Annotated in this window: 20 protein-coding genes; 2 read left to right on the top strand and 18 right to left on the bottom strand. The window is 36.9% G+C overall.

Annotated features, from left to right (window positions below; genetic code table 11):
- Positions 1-134 precede the first annotated feature (134 nt).
- Positions 135-374, top strand: coding sequence for a DUF433 domain-containing protein (locus AB1349_09690; GenBank protein MEW6557612.1), 240 nt, complete (start codon positions 135-137; stop codon positions 372-374).
- 54 nt (positions 375-428) lie between these two features.
- Complete coding sequence (locus AB1349_09685; GenBank protein ID MEW6557611.1) at positions 429-794, top strand: DUF5615 family PIN-like protein; 366 nt, start codon at positions 429-431, stop codon at positions 792-794.
- 110 nt (positions 795-904) lie between these two features.
- On the opposite strand, the gene AB1349_09680 is transcribed toward AB1349_09685, so the two are convergent.
- The 18 genes from AB1349_09680 to AB1349_09595 all read right to left on the bottom strand — a co-directional run.
- Complete coding sequence (locus tag AB1349_09680) at positions 905-1027, bottom strand: hypothetical protein (protein MEW6557610.1); 123 nt, start codon at positions 1025-1027, stop codon at positions 905-907.
- 418 nt (positions 1028-1445) lie between these two features.
- Positions 1446-1694, bottom strand: coding sequence for a YgiT-type zinc finger protein (locus tag AB1349_09675; protein ID MEW6557609.1), 249 nt, complete (start codon positions 1692-1694; stop codon positions 1446-1448).
- Positions 1684-2016, bottom strand: coding sequence for a DUF4258 domain-containing protein (locus AB1349_09670; GenBank protein ID MEW6557608.1), 333 nt, complete (start codon positions 2014-2016; stop codon positions 1684-1686). The genes AB1349_09675 and AB1349_09670 overlap by 11 nt, the downstream gene beginning before the upstream one ends.
- A 16-nt stretch (positions 2017-2032) precedes the next feature.
- Positions 2033-2257: a hypothetical protein gene (locus AB1349_09665; protein MEW6557607.1), complete on the bottom strand. Its 225-nt coding sequence runs from the start codon at positions 2255-2257 to the stop codon at positions 2033-2035.
- 1 nt (position 2258) lies between these two features.
- Complete coding sequence (locus tag AB1349_09660) at positions 2259-2447, bottom strand: DUF5678 domain-containing protein (GenBank protein ID MEW6557606.1); 189 nt, start codon at positions 2445-2447, stop codon at positions 2259-2261.
- A gap of 15 nt (positions 2448-2462) precedes the next feature.
- Positions 2463-3620, bottom strand: a complete 1158-nt coding sequence (locus tag AB1349_09655; protein MEW6557605.1) for an acyl-CoA dehydrogenase family protein — start codon at positions 3618-3620, stop codon at positions 2463-2465.
- 67 nt (positions 3621-3687) lie between these two features.
- Positions 3688-4377 carry a ribonuclease III gene (gene rnc, locus AB1349_09650; GenBank protein MEW6557604.1) on the bottom strand — a complete coding sequence of 230 codons (690 nt, stop codon included), beginning with the start codon at positions 4375-4377 and terminating at the stop codon, positions 3688-3690.
- Between the two features lie 39 nt (positions 4378-4416).
- A complete protein-coding gene (gene fabF, locus AB1349_09645) occupies positions 4417-5670 on the bottom strand; it encodes a beta-ketoacyl-ACP synthase II (GenBank protein ID MEW6557603.1) in 1254 nt (417 codons plus the stop codon).
- A 93-nt stretch (positions 5671-5763) separates the two neighbouring features.
- Positions 5764-6009, bottom strand: coding sequence for an acyl carrier protein (acpP, locus tag AB1349_09640; protein MEW6557602.1), 246 nt, complete (start codon positions 6007-6009; stop codon positions 5764-5766).
- 99 nt (positions 6010-6108) lie between these two features.
- Positions 6109-6861 carry a 3-oxoacyl-[acyl-carrier-protein] reductase gene (gene fabG / locus AB1349_09635; protein MEW6557601.1) on the bottom strand — a complete coding sequence of 251 codons (753 nt, stop codon included), beginning with the start codon at positions 6859-6861 and terminating at the stop codon, positions 6109-6111.
- Between the two features lie 35 nt (positions 6862-6896).
- The gene (gene fabD, locus AB1349_09630) at positions 6897-7871 is read right to left on the bottom strand and encodes an ACP S-malonyltransferase (GenBank protein ID MEW6557600.1); all 975 of its coding nucleotides are present in this window, start codon (positions 7869-7871) and stop codon (positions 6897-6899) included.
- Positions 7872-7982: 111 nt separating this feature from the next.
- Positions 7983-8960 carry a beta-ketoacyl-ACP synthase III gene (locus AB1349_09625; protein ID MEW6557599.1) on the bottom strand — a complete coding sequence of 326 codons (978 nt, stop codon included), beginning with the start codon at positions 8958-8960 and terminating at the stop codon, positions 7983-7985.
- Positions 8950-9981: a phosphate acyltransferase PlsX gene (gene plsX, locus AB1349_09620; protein MEW6557598.1), complete on the bottom strand. Its 1032-nt coding sequence runs from the start codon at positions 9979-9981 to the stop codon at positions 8950-8952. The genes AB1349_09625 and plsX overlap by 11 nt, the downstream gene beginning before the upstream one ends.
- A 140-nt stretch (positions 9982-10121) precedes the next feature.
- Positions 10122-10331 (bottom strand): 50S ribosomal protein L32, encoded by a 210-nt coding sequence (gene rpmF / locus AB1349_09615; GenBank protein MEW6557597.1) that lies wholly within the window; start codon positions 10329-10331, stop codon positions 10122-10124.
- A gap of 79 nt (positions 10332-10410) precedes the next feature.
- Complete coding sequence (locus AB1349_09610; GenBank protein ID MEW6557596.1) at positions 10411-11613, bottom strand: acetate kinase; 1203 nt, start codon at positions 11611-11613, stop codon at positions 10411-10413.
- On the bottom strand, positions 11610-12056 hold the full coding sequence (ndk, locus tag AB1349_09605) for a nucleoside-diphosphate kinase (protein ID MEW6557595.1): 447 nt from the start codon (positions 12054-12056) through the stop codon (positions 11610-11612). Before ndk ends, AB1349_09610 begins: the two co-directional genes overlap by 4 nt.
- 14 nt (positions 12057-12070) lie before the next feature.
- Positions 12071-13135 carry an isocitrate/isopropylmalate dehydrogenase family protein gene (locus AB1349_09600; protein MEW6557594.1) on the bottom strand — a complete coding sequence of 355 codons (1065 nt, stop codon included), beginning with the start codon at positions 13133-13135 and terminating at the stop codon, positions 12071-12073.
- Between the two features lie 46 nt (positions 13136-13181).
- Positions 13182-14182: hypothetical protein (locus tag AB1349_09595; protein ID MEW6557593.1), on the bottom strand; the 1001-nt coding region annotated here is incomplete at its 5' end.

The raw sequence follows: 14182 nt of genomic DNA, 5'->3' as shown, positions 1-14182 counted from the left end.
CATTTCTTTTCTCCTTTTTTTACTAATTTCAGCAAAGCGCATTTCTACAAATTTCTATAAGTTTCTAATCTCTTAATCTCTCAATCTCTGTTTTTTTTCTTGACAAAATTTATTTTTTTGGTATAATTTTTAATATGAATAGAATCACTATCAATCCTAAAGTTAGATTTGGTAAACCTTGTATCCGAAATACAAGAATTGCAGTAGCAGATGTCCTCAATTTGCTGGCGGCCGGTTATTCTGCATCTGAAATTCCTGCTCAATATCCTGGAATTACCAAACAGGATGTTCTTGCAGCAATTGAGTTTGCTACAGGTATTGTAGAAAGTCCGGCTAAGATTCTTCAGCAAGTTACCTCTCATTCTGCAAAATAACCACGAAAATACCCCGTATAGAAAATCTACGGGGTAAACTCCACTACGAAATTTATGATTAAGATTTTCGCGGATACTTGTGTTCATACTGATGTAGTTGTTGCATTGCGAACCGGTGGATTTAATGTTATCCGAGCACAAGAAATCGGTCTGACCACCGCTTGTGATGAAAAAATCTTCAGGTACATTAAATCTAACAGGTTGATTTTGCTCACTTTTGACAGGGATTTCGGTGACTTCTCCGTTTTTGACCCTACCGATACTTGTGGTATTGTTATTGTCTATATTGAACGAATGAGCAGAATGCAGATTATTAAAGAAACGGTTAAATTTTTTCATAAAACTGAATTGAATTCCCTGCGAAATACTCTTGTAATTATTGAACCTGACAGAATCAGAAAAGCTAAACCATCTCAATAGATTTCAAATACTTTGTTTGTCATTCCCGAATGCTCGAATGCTGTTATCGGGAATCCAGTTATTGTGTTATTTTCGTAAGTGAACCAATTCAACCCTGTCCCCTAAGCCCTCTAATTACTCGTTGTAGGACTTCGCTGAAATGCTATTTTGTTCCCATCAGGTGACCATCTCGGATGAAAATCACCTACAGAATTATTTGTTAGGCGGGTCTGATTACTTCCGTCGTCATTCATTAAGTAAATTTCATAATTCCCATCACGATAACTTCTGAATACAATCTTCGCACACAGAAAGCAGTGGGTGGTGAGGAAGAGGAGAAAGGCGGAAATTAGGAAATTAGGAGATTGGGAAATGAGAGATATTGAAACGAGTTCGGCATGACACAATTGTGTTAGATTGCTTTGAGATTGCTTCGTCGCTAACGCTCCTCGCAATGACATTTACGGTTTGTAGTGATAATTTTTTCATAAACGCTCCTTGCCACTTTGAAAAACAAAAAGGGCGATAAATCTATCCTCGGCAACCTAGCGGGAAAACCGAAGAGTTGACCATCGCCCATTGGCGACGGTCTTTTCTTACCGCTAGGTTAGAGGATTTTTTCCTCTTTAAGGAAAAGACCTAAAAGCTATTCGCAAAGAACAGAATATATTTTTATTTTGCAACAGCAAATTCTAAAACAGGAATTTTAATATATTTTTCAACTTGTTGTCGTCTATGGTAAAGTTCATCCATCTTTTTAGAGACATCACTTCTGAAAAATTTTTCACCACATTGGTGGCAAACGCCAGCTGGGATGCTTTTAATAATAAAATGTTTCCCACTGCGTCTGTAATCAAACTCAATTTTCTTCTCTACTACTTTACCACCGCAATAGACACAATCTGGATATTTATTCTGCATTTTTAGTTCCTCCTGCTCTTTGTTTTGGTGTAATCCATTTCGGTAGTTTTGGCAAATATACTGTTATTATTACTACTTTGTTTTGCTTTACTCCACAGATTGTATGAATTACCTTCTTTCCTGAATAACATAGTATTAAGCAACTATGCCCTCGTCTGTCTTCTGGATAATCTTCAAGGATTTCTCCATTAAGTATTGCTTCCTCAATTTCTTCAACATCTATGTTTTCCTCTAACCTTTCAACTTGGGCATGTTCCGAAATAATGTATTGGCCATTTTTTACTTTTGTTTTTATTTCATTAAGCAAATCAGGATATATCATCTAATAGTGAAAAAGGTTAAAGGTAAAAAAGTAAAAGTTTTTTTATTTTCCCAGCGTTTAAGGTATGTCCCAGAATTGCTGCATATGAAGCAGGGAGTGCGCATTCATCAGCGCCTGTATCTATAAGTGCCAGCACCCTCATTTTTTTATCTGTGTGCGGATTAATAATCACAACTGGAAGCCATGGACGGAGAATATCATCTTTACTTAATTGACTAAACGGTCTATCTTTAATTTTCATTTCAATATATCTGCACCATATTTTTTGATGGTACAAATAGCAAAACAGGGTCTTGAACTCCTTTTTTTATCGCAATTTTATATACCTCTTCCGGATTTGTTCCATTAGCAACGACAACGGGTTTTTTGAAATCCTTTACAGCCACATATTGACCGTTATATTTTTTTCCTTTGATTAAAACATGTTTCATAATAAAGAAACCCCCTTATTTTTTCTTGGCGGATTTTTTGATTAAATCCAGTGCGATTACATTTCGCTGTATCTGGTTTGTTCCCTCGTAAATCTGTGTGATTTTTGCATCTCGCATCATTTTTTCAGCAGGATATTCTTTCATATAGCCATATCCACCGAAAATTTGGACTGCATCAGTTGTAACCTTCATAGCGACATCAGATGCAAAAAGTTTGCACATTGCGGAAGCGCCTGAAATATCTTTATCGCCTCTATCAATCGCCCGAGCAACCGAATAAACCAGCGCCCTTGCCGCTTCAATTTCCGTTGCCATATCTGCCAGAATATGCTGTATCGCCTGAAAACTTGAAATCGGATGACCGAATTGTTTTCTTGTTTTTGCGTATTCTACGGCTTCATCTAATGCGCCTGATGCAATGCCTAATGCCTGTGCTGCAACGCCCGGTCTTGACTGGTCAAGTGTTTTCATCGCAACGATAAATCCAGCACCTTCTTTGCCTAACAGATTTTCTTTGGGTACTTTACAATCCTGAAAAATGAGTTCACAGGTTGCGGAAGCGCGGATGCCCATTTTATTTTCTTTTTTGCCGAATGAAAATCCGGGTGTCCCTTTTTCAACGATAAATGCAGATGCACCGCGAGAGCCTTTTGTCTTATCAGTTATTGCAATGATTGTATAAACCTCTGCAACACCGCCATTTGTGATAAAACATTTTGTCCCGTTTAAGATATAATAATCTCCTTCTTTTTTTGCTGTAGTTTTAGTTGCGCCAGCGTCACTACCTGCTTCCGGCTCTGTCAAACCAAATGCTGTTAATATCTCTCCTTTTGCGATTCTTGGCAGATATTTTTTCTTTTGCTCGTCGGTTCCGAATAAAATTATCGGGAATGTGCCAAGTGCGGTTGCAGCAAGTGCAAGTGCGATACCGCCGTCAACCTTACAAAGTTCTTCAACTGCAAGGCACAACTCCATTACTCCGCCACCGAAGCCACCGTATTCCTGCGGGATATAAAGCCCCATCAAATCTACGTGTGCTAGTTCTTTTACAATTTCCCATGGGAACTCACCGGTTTCATCATAATGTTGCCGAACTGGTTTGATTTTTTCCTGTGCTACTTTGCGTGCTAACTCAACAATCATTTTCTGTTCGTCAGTTAAAAAATAGTCCATATTATCTCCTTCGGAGAGGTTAAAAATAAAAAGTTAAAATTAAAATTACGGCAAAATATTTTAACCTTTAACCTTTAACTTTTAACTTTAATAAGGCGTTTTTTGCTGCGTTCTGTTCTGCTTCTTTCTTTGATTTTCCGATACCAATTCCAAGTTGTTTTTTGCCTATATTTACAGCCACTTTAAATATTTTATCATGGTCAGGTCCTTTTTCTTCAAGGACTTTATACACTGGTATCATTTTATATTTTGCCTGTATGATTTCTTGTAAATCCGATTTAAAATCAGACGGGCTGAGTTTTTGTCCATCTAACAATTTATGAATAAATTTTTCGGCTGTTTTATAGCCACCATCAAGAAACACAGCACCGATGATTGCTTCCAGTGCGTTTGCTAAAATGGACTCTTTGACTCTACCGCCTGTTGCTTCTTCGCTTTTAGATATTTTTATAAATTTGCCAAGTTCAAGTTTTTGTGCAATCGGATAGATACTTGTTTTACTTACTGCGGCTGATTTTATTTTTGATAATTTTCCTTCGTCGTAATTCGGGTATTTTTTGTAAAGATAGACGGCAGTTGCGGTAGATAAAATCGCATCACCCAGAAACTCCATCCGTTCGTTATACTCTTTCAGGTTGTTTTCTATCGCATATGATTTATGGGTAAGTGCGGTTTCTAACAGGGCGGGATTTTTGAATTTTATTTTTATTTTCTTTTCCAACTCATTAAGCATATCTTTTTTATTCGCTTCGCTCACTATAGGCGGGGTGTGATACTTCAGGTTTTGACAGGCGGACTAAAGTCCACCTAAACCTTCGTATCTTTTTACTGCCAGTGTTGCGTTATGCCCACCGAACCCCAGCGAATTAGAAATCGCAGCGTTTATCTGTTGTTGTCTTGGTTTATTTGGCACATAGTCAAGGTCACATTCCGGGTCAGGAAACTCATAATTGATTGTCGGATGAATAATCCCGTTTTCCATACACAGTGCTGTTGCGATAAGTTCTACCACGCCTGCGGCACCTAAAAGATGTCCCATCATTGATTTTGTTGACGAGATTGCTAATTTTTTTGCGTGTTCGCCAAAAACCTTTTTTATTGCCATTGTTTCTGTTTTATCGTTAAGTTCGGTTGATGTGCCGTGTGCGTTGATATAATCAATATTTTCTGGTTTCAGTTGGGCATCTTCTACTGCTAACGCCATACATTTGGAAGCTGCGACTGCATTCGGTTCTGGTGCAGTCATATGGTATGCGTCGTCGGTAGCGCCATAACCTGCGAGTTCGCAGTATATTTTTGCACCTCGTTTGATTGCATGTTCTTCCGTCTCAAGAATTACAATCCCGCCACCTTCGCCCATAACAAATCCATCTCGTTGTGCATCAAACGGTCGGGATGCTTTTTCAGGTGCGTTATTTCTTGTTGAGAGTGCTTTTATTGAACAAAACCCGGCAAATCCAAGTGGAGTAATTGACGCTTCAGTTCCACCGACGATTGCAACATCCATATCACCATACCGCATTAACCGCAGTGCATCACCGATACAATGTGTAGAAGATGCGCAGGCAGAAACCATTGAATAATTTGGTCCTCTTGCACCGAACATCATTGCGATTTCTGCAGGTGCCATGTTTGAGATAATCATCGGGATTAAAAATGGCGAAACTCTTGAAGGACCTTTTTCAAAAAGTGTTTTTGCCTGTTCTTCTATTGTCAGCATTCCGCCAATACCACTGCCGACAATCACACCGCATTTTTCCGGGTCTTCTTTTGAGAAGTCCAGTTTTGCATCTTCTACTGCGAGTTTTGCAGCAACGACTGCATACTGGACGAACTTATCCATTCTTTTAAGTTTTTTCTTATCAATATAATTTTCAGGCTGAAAGTTTTTTAGTTCACAGGCAAATTTTGCTGAATAGTTTGTTGTATCAAAATATGTAACAAGTGCTGATGATGATTTGCCTTCTATCAAAGATTTCCAAAACTCATCAAGCCCTATCCCTATAGGCGATACTACTCCTAGTCCGGTAATTACAACCTTCTTATGCATAGAACCCCCAATAACGGCAATTAAAAGTTTAAGGTTAAAGGTTAAAATTTTTGGATTTTATTTTGATTTATACCTTTTTCTTTTAACCTGTATTTATTGTTTTGCGTGTGATTTAATATACTCAACTGCTTGACCTACGGTTGTGATTTTTGATGCTTCTTCGTCGGGTATTTCAAGTCCGAATGCCTCTTCAAGCGCCATCACAAGTTCTACAGTATCAAGTGAGTCCGCACCTAAATCGTTTATAAACGATGCCGTAGGTACGACTTTTGCCGCATCCACACCCAATTGTTCCGCTACAATTTCCTTTACCTTCGCTTCCACATCAACATCTGCCATAAAACACCCCCATAAAGGCAAGTTAAAAGTTTAAGATTAAAGGTTAAAATGTTTTTGTAGTAATTTTAATTTTAACTTTTAACTTTTTACCTGCCGCTATCACATATACATTCCGCCGTTAACGGAAATTATCTCGCCTGTAATATATGATGATTCGTCACTACACAAAAATGCTACAACATTTGCGACATCCTGTGGCTCACCTAGTCGCAAAAGTGGAATTAAATCAGTCAATTTTTTCTTCTGGTCATCGGAAAGTTTATCAGTCATTGCAGTTTTGATAAATCCCGGCGCGACTGCATTTACATTTATATTTCTTGATGCTAGTTCTCTTGCTAATGTTTTTGTTAAGGCGACAACTCCGCCTTTTGATGCTGAATAATTCGCCTGTCCGGCATTTCCCATCAGACCTACGACTGATGCGATATTAACAATTTTGCCAGAACGCTGTTTCATCATTATTTTTGCAACCGCTTTTGAGCAATTAAAAACACCTTTTAAGTTGATTGCCAGAACCTTATCCCATTCCTCGTCTGACATTCTAATTAATAGATTATCTCTGGTAATTCCTGCATTATTAATTATTATATCAATTTTTCCAAATTTTTCAACAGTTTTTTTTACCATCTGTTCTGTTTCTGCTGATGAGGAGACATCTATTTTTAATGCGAGTGTTTCTATATTTTTTAATTTTGTAATTTCATCTGCGATATTTTTTGCAATTTCTTCTTGAACATCAACAATCACAACCTTACAGCCATTATCTGCAAGTTTTTCAGCAATCGCTTTGCCAATACCCTGTGCCCCGCCTGTAACTATCGCAATCTTGTCTTTTAGTTTCTGTTCACACATTTTATGTTCCTCCCCCAAATAAACTGAATTGTCTTTCATATTTTAAGTTGTTCCAATGTTTGATTTAGTGTTGTTTCGTTTTCTATGTTGAATGTTTTTGTTTCTGGTGAGATTTTTTTAATCATACCGGATAAAACATTTTTAGGTCCGAGTTCTACGAATGTAGATACACCGTTAGATATTATTTTATTTATAGAATCATTCCATAATACTGGTGAAGCAATCTGTTTGGTAAGTTTTTCTGGGATTTTTGAGCCATCTGTTGTTATTTCGGCATCACAGTTTGTAACAACTGGAAATTTCGGATTATTAAAATTATATTTGTTCAGTTCTTCTGCCATTTTTTGTGCGGCTTCTTTCATAAGAGATGAATGGAACGCCCCGGAGACAGCAAGTGGTATTGTTTTTATTTTTTTCTTATTCGCTTCGCTCACCCCCGACTGAAGTCGGGGGTTACATAGTTCTTTTGCTTTTTCTATTGCTGTAATTTCTCCAGAAATAACAATCTGTCCAGGCGCGTTAAAATTTACCGCCTCACAAACACCCGTTTTTCCTGCTTCGGCACAAATTTCTTCAACAGTATTTTTTTCAGCACCTAAAATAGCGAGCATTGTGCCTTTAGTTCTTTCGCAATCAGCTTGGATAAATTCTGCACGTTTATTGACAAGTTTCAAGCCGTCTTCAAACGATAGAACATCTGCTGCAACCAGTGCTGAATATTCGCCGAGGCTGTGTCCTGCGGAAAGGCAGTGGATAGTGGATAGTGGATAGTGGTTAGTAAAAACCTTAAGGCAGGCGATACTTGTGATAAATACAGCAGGTTGGGTATGAATCGTTTGGGTCAACAAATCCATCGGACCTTCAAAAATAATTTTTTTTAGGTCATATCCAAGAATCTCGTTTGCTTTATCAAAAACTTCTTTTGCAACCGAATATTTCTCATAAAACTCTTTGCCCATTCCGACATATTGCGATGCCTGTCCTGGAAAAACAACTGCAATTTTAGCCATTATTCACTCCTTACTCCCAAATATCGCCCGAATATCAACCCGAATGAACCCGAATACAAACAAATAGTTATTCGGGGTTATTTGGATTTTGATTCGGAAAATATTCGTAATTTACAATTTTATTACTGTAGCACCCCAAGTTAATCCGCCGCCGAAAGCGACGAGAACCACGATATCGCCTTTTTTTACTTTGCCCTCGTAAATTGCCTCTTCAAGAGCAATTGGTGTTGTTGCCGCGGATGTGTTACCGTATTTCTGGATATTCAAGAAAACCTTTTCCATCGGCACATTTAATTGTTTTGCTACTGCTTCTACAATTCTGACATTTGCCTGATGTGGAATAATAAGTTTCACATCGTCGCAGGTAATACCTGCCAGTTCAATTGCTTTTCTTGCTGAGTCTGCCATTGCCCGAACGGCAATCTTAAAAAGTTTATTACCTTCCATTTTCATAAAATGCAGTCGGTCGTCAACTGTTTTATGTGTTGCTGGATTTCGTGAACCGCCGCCTGGTATATACAACAAATCGCCCAGGTTACCGTCAGCGCCAAGATATGTAGAAAGTATATCGCTTGAAGAATCGGTTTTTTTTAACACCACCGCACCTGCACCATCGCCTAAAAGCACACAGGTATTTCTATCCTGCCAGTCGGTTATTTTAGTAAGTGTTTCAGCGCCGATGACAAGTATCGTTTTGTAACTGTCACATCTTATTAAATCTCTCGCCATAGCGATTCCATAAATAAATCCGGAACATGCTGCGGCGATATCAAATGCGCATGCGTTTTTTGCAGCGAGCCATTTTTGGACAAAACAGGCAGTTGATGGAAAGAGCATATCCGGTGTAATCGTTGCTACAATTATTGCGTCAATTTCGTCAGGTGTGATATTTGCTTTTTTGAGTGCCCGTTTTGCTGCATGAATTGCCAAATCAGAAGTTGCTTCGGTATCTGCAGCGATTCTTCGTTCTTTAATACCGGTTCGTGTTGTAATCCACTCGTCTGTCGTCTCAACCATTTTTTCTAAATCAGCGTTTGTTAAAATTTTTTCAGGCAGATATGAGCCGATTCCAATAATTTCAATTCCCATTTTCACTTCCCCCGTCGGTCAGATGACTGACCTTCGCGATTTCAGTTTTTATATTTTCAATGATATTATTTTTTACTGATTCAATTACAACATGGATTCCGTTTTTTATCGCTTTAGAATTTGAAGACCCATGCCCGATAATACACACACCATTAACACCCAGAAGCGGTGCGCCACCGTATTCGTCATAATCAATTTTCTTTTTGATATGTTTGAATACGCTTCTTAAAATAAGCGCCGCAGTCATGATACGGACAGGACTTTTTTTCATCTCATTCTTGATTAGTTGAACTAAAAACTCAGCGACACCTTCACCAAACTTCAAGACAACATTCCCGACAAAACCATCGCAAACAATTACATCAACATTTCCTTTATTTATATCTCGGCCTTCAATATTGCCAACAAAATTAAGTTCTGATGCTGCCAAAAGTTTATAAGTTGCTGAAGTCAATTCATTCCCTTTTGACGCTTCTTCGCCTATTGACAGCAAACCTATTTTTGGATTTTCTATTTTTAACAAATTTTTTGAATAGACAGAACCCATTATTGCAAACTGTAACAGGTTTTTTGGTTTTGAGTCAACATTTGCGCCGACATCAACTACCACACAAGGTTTTTGTAGCGTCGGAAAAATGGTTGCGATTGCCGGCCGGGCAACACCTTCTATTCGCTTAAGAATGATATGCGCCGTTGCGTTTATAGCCCCGGAGTTTCCGGCAGAAAAAAAACCATCAGCGGCTCCGTCAGCAACGAGTTTTATTCCTTTTACTATTGATGAATTAGGCTTTTTTCTGAATGCGTCTACAGGCGAATCATCCATCGTAATAACTTCTTCGCAATGCATTATTCTTATCGGCAGGTTAGATACTTTTTTATTTTTTTTGAGTTTTTCAGTAATCAGAGTTTCATTACCAGCTAATAGTATTTCCTCGCCATATTCTTTTGCTGCGTCTATTGCGCCTTCAATAACGACATCAGGTGCCTTATCACCGCCCATTGCATCAACAACAATTTTCATAAACGCAGATTACACAGATGACACGAAATGTCATTCCCGAATGTCTCTATCGGGAATCCATAAACACTGATTACACAGATATTTATAAATTTTCATTTTTTGGTTCTATCAGTGTTCATCAGTGTTCATCAGTGGTTTCATTATTTACGCTTCGTTTCTTCTTTGGTTTTTTTTTCTTTGATTTTGATAACGGAAACATTATTGTAAAACCCGCATTTCGGGCATACATGGTGTGGCAGTTTTAGTGATTTACACTGTGGACACAGTTCTATATTTGCTGGTGTAACTTTCCAGTTTGCCCTTCTTTTATTCTGTCTTGATGTAGAATGTCTTCTTTTTGGATTTGCCATAAAATATAATCTCCTTTTATTCCCCACTTTAGTGGGCTTGTTTATTTTTCTGTGTTTTCAGTGGTTTCATTATACTTTTCTAATGCAGATTGTCAAGCAGTTTTTTTGTTTCCTTTGCTATTACAAAAGCCTCATTGGTAGGGATTACAAAAATTTTTATTTTTGATTTTATATCAGAAATATCCATCTCTGTACTTGTACAACAACTGTTTTTTTCATCATCAATAATTATTCCCAGTGATTGCATGTCAGCCAGAATTTTTTTACGAATATGTGGCGACCTTTCGCCAATCGCTGCTGAAAAAACAATATAATCACAGCCGTTGAGAATACCGATATATGAAGATATATATTTTTTGACACGATAGCAGAACAGCTCAATTGCAAGTTTTGCCTGTTTGTTATCCTGTTCAGATTTATGAATAAGTATTCTCATATCGCTGCTTATTCCTGATATACCCAGAAGCCCGCTTTGTTTATTTAGTAATGATTGAATATCACTTGTTTTTAATGCCTCTCTTGACATAAGGTGAAGTGGAATGGACGGGTCTATATCGCCACTTCTTGTTGACATTATCAGTCCTTCAAGCGGTGTGAAACCCATTGATGTATCAACCGACTTACCGCATTTTACTGCGGTTACACTTGCACCACTGCCAAGATGACAGTTTATTATTTTTAATTTTTCAATCGGTTTATTTACGATTTTAGAAAGTCGTTCTGTTACATACTGATTAGAAATACCATGAAACCCGTATTTCCGTATACTGAATTGCTGATATAATCTATAAGGTAAGGCATAGAGATAAGCGTATTCAGGAATTGACTGATGGAATGCGGTATCAAACACAGCCACCTGTGGAATACCCGGAAGCAGTGTCTCAATTGCTTCAATACCTTTTACATTATGTGGATTATGAAGTGGTGCAAGATCATAATATTCTATCAATTTTTTTTTAACATTTTCATCAACAATTACAGGCTCAGTAAAATACTCGCCACCGTGCACGATTCTGTGCCCAACTGCATCAATTTCTTTTATATTTTTTATAATTTCTGTTTCAGATAAGATAAAAATTTTCAGTATTTCGTTGACTGCTTCGGTATGGTCTTTGGCGACAATTGGCTGTTTAGTTTTTTTGCCGTTCTGAAAATGTTCAAGAATTGTACCTTCGGTACCAATCGCTTCAATCTGTCCTGCTGCAATACATAATTCATTGTCTATATTACAGAGTTCGTATTTTACCGATGATGACCCGCTGTTTAAGACAAGAATCTTCATTTTTTTTCCATCCAGTCATCATCGTTGTAACTAAAAAGCTCGGTTTCATTAAAAAAATAGTTTATTTCAAACTGCGCGGTCTCCGGCGAATCTGATGCATGAACTATATTTCGTCTGTCATTTAAACCATACAGATTTCTTATAGTACCTTTTTCGGCTTTTTTTGAATCGGTATTACCGATAATTTTTCGGACTTGCTGGATTACATTTTCGCCTTCTAAAACACACAGAATAACCGGTGCAGACAGCATAAATTCTCTGTAAGGTTCGAAAAAAAATTTGCCTTTGTGTATAGCATAGAAATCGTCATACATTTGTTTTGTAAGTTTAAGCATTTTTAGCCCGACAATTTTGAATCCTATTGTCTCAAATCTGTCAAGAATTTTCCCTACCAATCTTTTGCATACACCATCCGGCTTGATAATAACAAGTGTTTTTTCCATAAATTTTTAATTTTTCATTTTGCATTTTTAATTGCCTTTATAATTTCATCTGCCATTTCAGATGTTTTTGCACTGCCGCCCAAATCGTATGTTACAACTTTTTTTTCTGCGATTACATTCGCTACTGCGTTTTCCAATTTTTTTGCAGTTTCTTTTTCGCCAAGATATTCAAGCATCAACACAGCTGATAAAATCATTGCAGTTGGATTAACCTTGTTCATACCTTTATACTTGGGTGCTGAGCCATGAACCGGTTCAAAAAGTGCGATTTCATCGCCGATATTTGCCCCGGGCGCAATTCCAAGTCCGCCAATAAGTCCTGCACATAAATCTGAAATTATATCGCCGTAAAGATTTGGTAAAACCAGCACATCGTAAAGTTCCGGTTTTTGGACTAATTGCATACACATATTATCAACAAGCCGTTCTTCGTATTCAATGTTTGGATATTTTTGGGCAACCTCTCTTGCCATCTCAAAAAAAAGCCCGTCGGTAAATTTCATAATATTTGCTTTTGTAACTGCTGTTACTTTTTTTCTGTTATTTTTTACAGCGTATTCAAACGCAAATTTTACAATTCGTTCTGATGCGAACTGAGAAATAGGTTTTATGCTTATTGCCGAACCGGTTCTGATTTTACCATTTGATAATTCTATTATTTTTTTTGATTCATCAGAATCAGACGAAAACTCTACACCTGCATACAAGTCCTCTGTGTTTTCTCTTACAACCACGAGGTCTATATTTTCATACCCCCCTTTTGATTTGACGCCTTTGTATGATTTACACGGCCGCAAACATGCATATAAATCAAGTTCTTTGCGTAATGCAACATTGACAGACCGAAAGCCGCTGCCGATAGGAGTTGTGATAGGACCTTTGATTGCGACTTTATTTTTTCTGATAGAAGCGATTACATTATCAGGCAGTGGTGTGCCGTATTTTTCTAATATATCAGCACCTGCTTCCACAATTTCCCAATCAATTTTTACACCAGTGGCGTCTAACACTTTTTTGGTAGCATTTGCAATTTCCAGTCCAGTTCCATCACCAGGTATTAATGTAATTTTGTATCCCATAATAAATATTTTACCAAATTCCAATTTTGTAATCAAGAAAAATTTATCATTTTAGTTTTAGTAAATCTTCTTCTATTTTTTTTGCAAGTTTTAAATCATATCGTTTATTTGCTAAAATCAATGCTTTTTCCCAGAAATTTTTTGCTTTGGTTTTATCACCTTCTAAAAAATATACCTGTCCAAGTAACGCATATGTTTGTGGATAATTCGGATTCATTTTACTGGATATGAGTAATTCTTTTTCAGCCATATGTATCTGGTTTTTTAAGATATAGATATTGGCGAGTGTATTTCGTGCCTTTGTAATAAATGGTTGTATTGATAGTGCTTCAATAAATTTGTTTTCGGCTTTTGTAATATCGCCTGAATCCAGCGCCTTAAAGCCCTCTTTCATTTTTTCATATCCTTTTAGATAATTTTCTTTATTTTCAGTAATTACTTTGTATACTTTTGTTACTTCCTTTAGATTTGAATAGAACAGCAGGTATCTATTTTTATCACAGTGTACGATTTCTTTTACAGATAGAATAGGAATATTTACACCACATCCTATCTGCGCCTGTTCAGCAGAAAAAAAGGCAATGAAATATATATTTTCCTTTAATAGTTTATAGTACAAATCATCATCCATCAAATAGTAGGGTGTGAAGGGAATTGTATTTAATCCTGTGTAAAGTTTGAATGTTGTAGATTTGGTTGAAAGTATTTTTGTTTCTTTTGGTATATTTATTTTTGCAAAATTATATGTTTCGTTCGGAAAAAAGTTTTTTATATTTTTTTTCGTCAATGACAGTTTTGCAGTTTGTATATCTGCCATAAGACACCATGGTATAAAAAATGTCAGAAGTAAAAGAAACTTTATTTTTCTAAAAATTATATGGATTCCGAGTAATACAAAAAGAAAAATCCATGGTATTATTGGAAAAAGGTAACGGCTGCTTTTGAAAGACATAAACATAAAAAAAATTAGATAAATAGATACATAAATTTTTTGAACAGTATTTATTTCCTTATTAAAAAAACCAACGATTAAAAGGACCGATATAA

This window comes from Elusimicrobiota bacterium (genome assembly GCA_040757695.1).
Taxonomy (GTDB): domain Bacteria; phylum Elusimicrobiota; class UBA8919; order UBA8919; family UBA8919; genus JBFLWK01.
This window is presented reverse-complemented; position numbering and strand designations above follow the sequence as displayed.

What these genes read in the sequence shown, in the direction of transcription:
- fabD (MEW6557600.1), bottom strand. Translation starts at nt 7,871, where the DNA reads ATGGCTAAAATTGCAGTTGTTTTTCCAGGACAGGCATCGCAATATGTC.
- AB1349_09670 (MEW6557608.1), bottom strand. Translation starts at nt 2,016, where the DNA reads ATGATATATCCTGATTTGCTTAATGAAATAAAAACAAAAGTAAAAAAT.
- AB1349_09685 (MEW6557611.1), top strand. Translation starts at nt 429, where the DNA reads ATGATTAAGATTTTCGCGGATACTTGTGTTCATACTGATGTAGTTGTT.
- acpP (MEW6557602.1), bottom strand. Translation starts at nt 6,009, where the DNA reads ATGGCAGATGTTGATGTGGAAGCGAAGGTAAAGGAAATTGTAGCGGAA.
- AB1349_09675 (MEW6557609.1), bottom strand. Translation starts at nt 1,694, where the DNA reads ATGCAGAATAAATATCCAGATTGTGTCTATTGCGGTGGTAAAGTAGTA.
- AB1349_09600 (MEW6557594.1), bottom strand. Translation starts at nt 13,135, where the DNA reads ATGGGATACAAAATTACATTAATACCTGGTGATGGAACTGGACTGGAA.
- AB1349_09660 (MEW6557606.1), bottom strand. Translation starts at nt 2,447, where the DNA reads ATGAAACATGTTTTAATCAAAGGAAAAAAATATAACGGTCAATATGTG.
- fabG (MEW6557601.1), bottom strand. Translation starts at nt 6,861, where the DNA reads ATGTGTGAACAGAAACTAAAAGACAAGATTGCGATAGTTACAGGCGGG.
- AB1349_09655 (MEW6557605.1), bottom strand. Translation starts at nt 3,620, where the DNA reads ATGGACTATTTTTTAACTGACGAACAGAAAATGATTGTTGAGTTAGCA.
- rpmF (MEW6557597.1), bottom strand. Translation starts at nt 10,331, where the DNA reads ATGGCAAATCCAAAAAGAAGACATTCTACATCAAGACAGAATAAAAGA.
- AB1349_09625 (MEW6557599.1), bottom strand. Translation starts at nt 8,960, where the DNA reads ATGGGAATTGAAATTATTGGAATCGGCTCATATCTGCCTGAAAAAATT.
- AB1349_09690 (MEW6557612.1), top strand. Translation starts at nt 135, where the DNA reads ATGAATAGAATCACTATCAATCCTAAAGTTAGATTTGGTAAACCTTGT.
- plsX (MEW6557598.1), bottom strand. Translation starts at nt 9,981, where the DNA reads ATGAAAATTGTTGTTGATGCAATGGGCGGTGATAAGGCACCTGATGTC.
- ndk (MEW6557595.1), bottom strand. Translation starts at nt 12,056, where the DNA reads ATGGAAAAAACACTTGTTATTATCAAGCCGGATGGTGTATGCAAAAGA.
- fabF (MEW6557603.1), bottom strand. Translation starts at nt 5,670, where the DNA reads ATGCATAAGAAGGTTGTAATTACCGGACTAGGAGTAGTATCGCCTATA.
- AB1349_09680 (MEW6557610.1), bottom strand. Translation starts at nt 1,027, where the DNA reads ATGAATGACGACGGAAGTAATCAGACCCGCCTAACAAATAATTCTGTA.
- AB1349_09665 (MEW6557607.1), bottom strand. Translation starts at nt 2,257, where the DNA reads ATGAAAATTAAAGATAGACCGTTTAGTCAATTAAGTAAAGATGATATT.
- AB1349_09610 (MEW6557596.1), bottom strand. Translation starts at nt 11,613, where the DNA reads ATGAAGATTCTTGTCTTAAACAGCGGGTCATCATCGGTAAAATACGAA.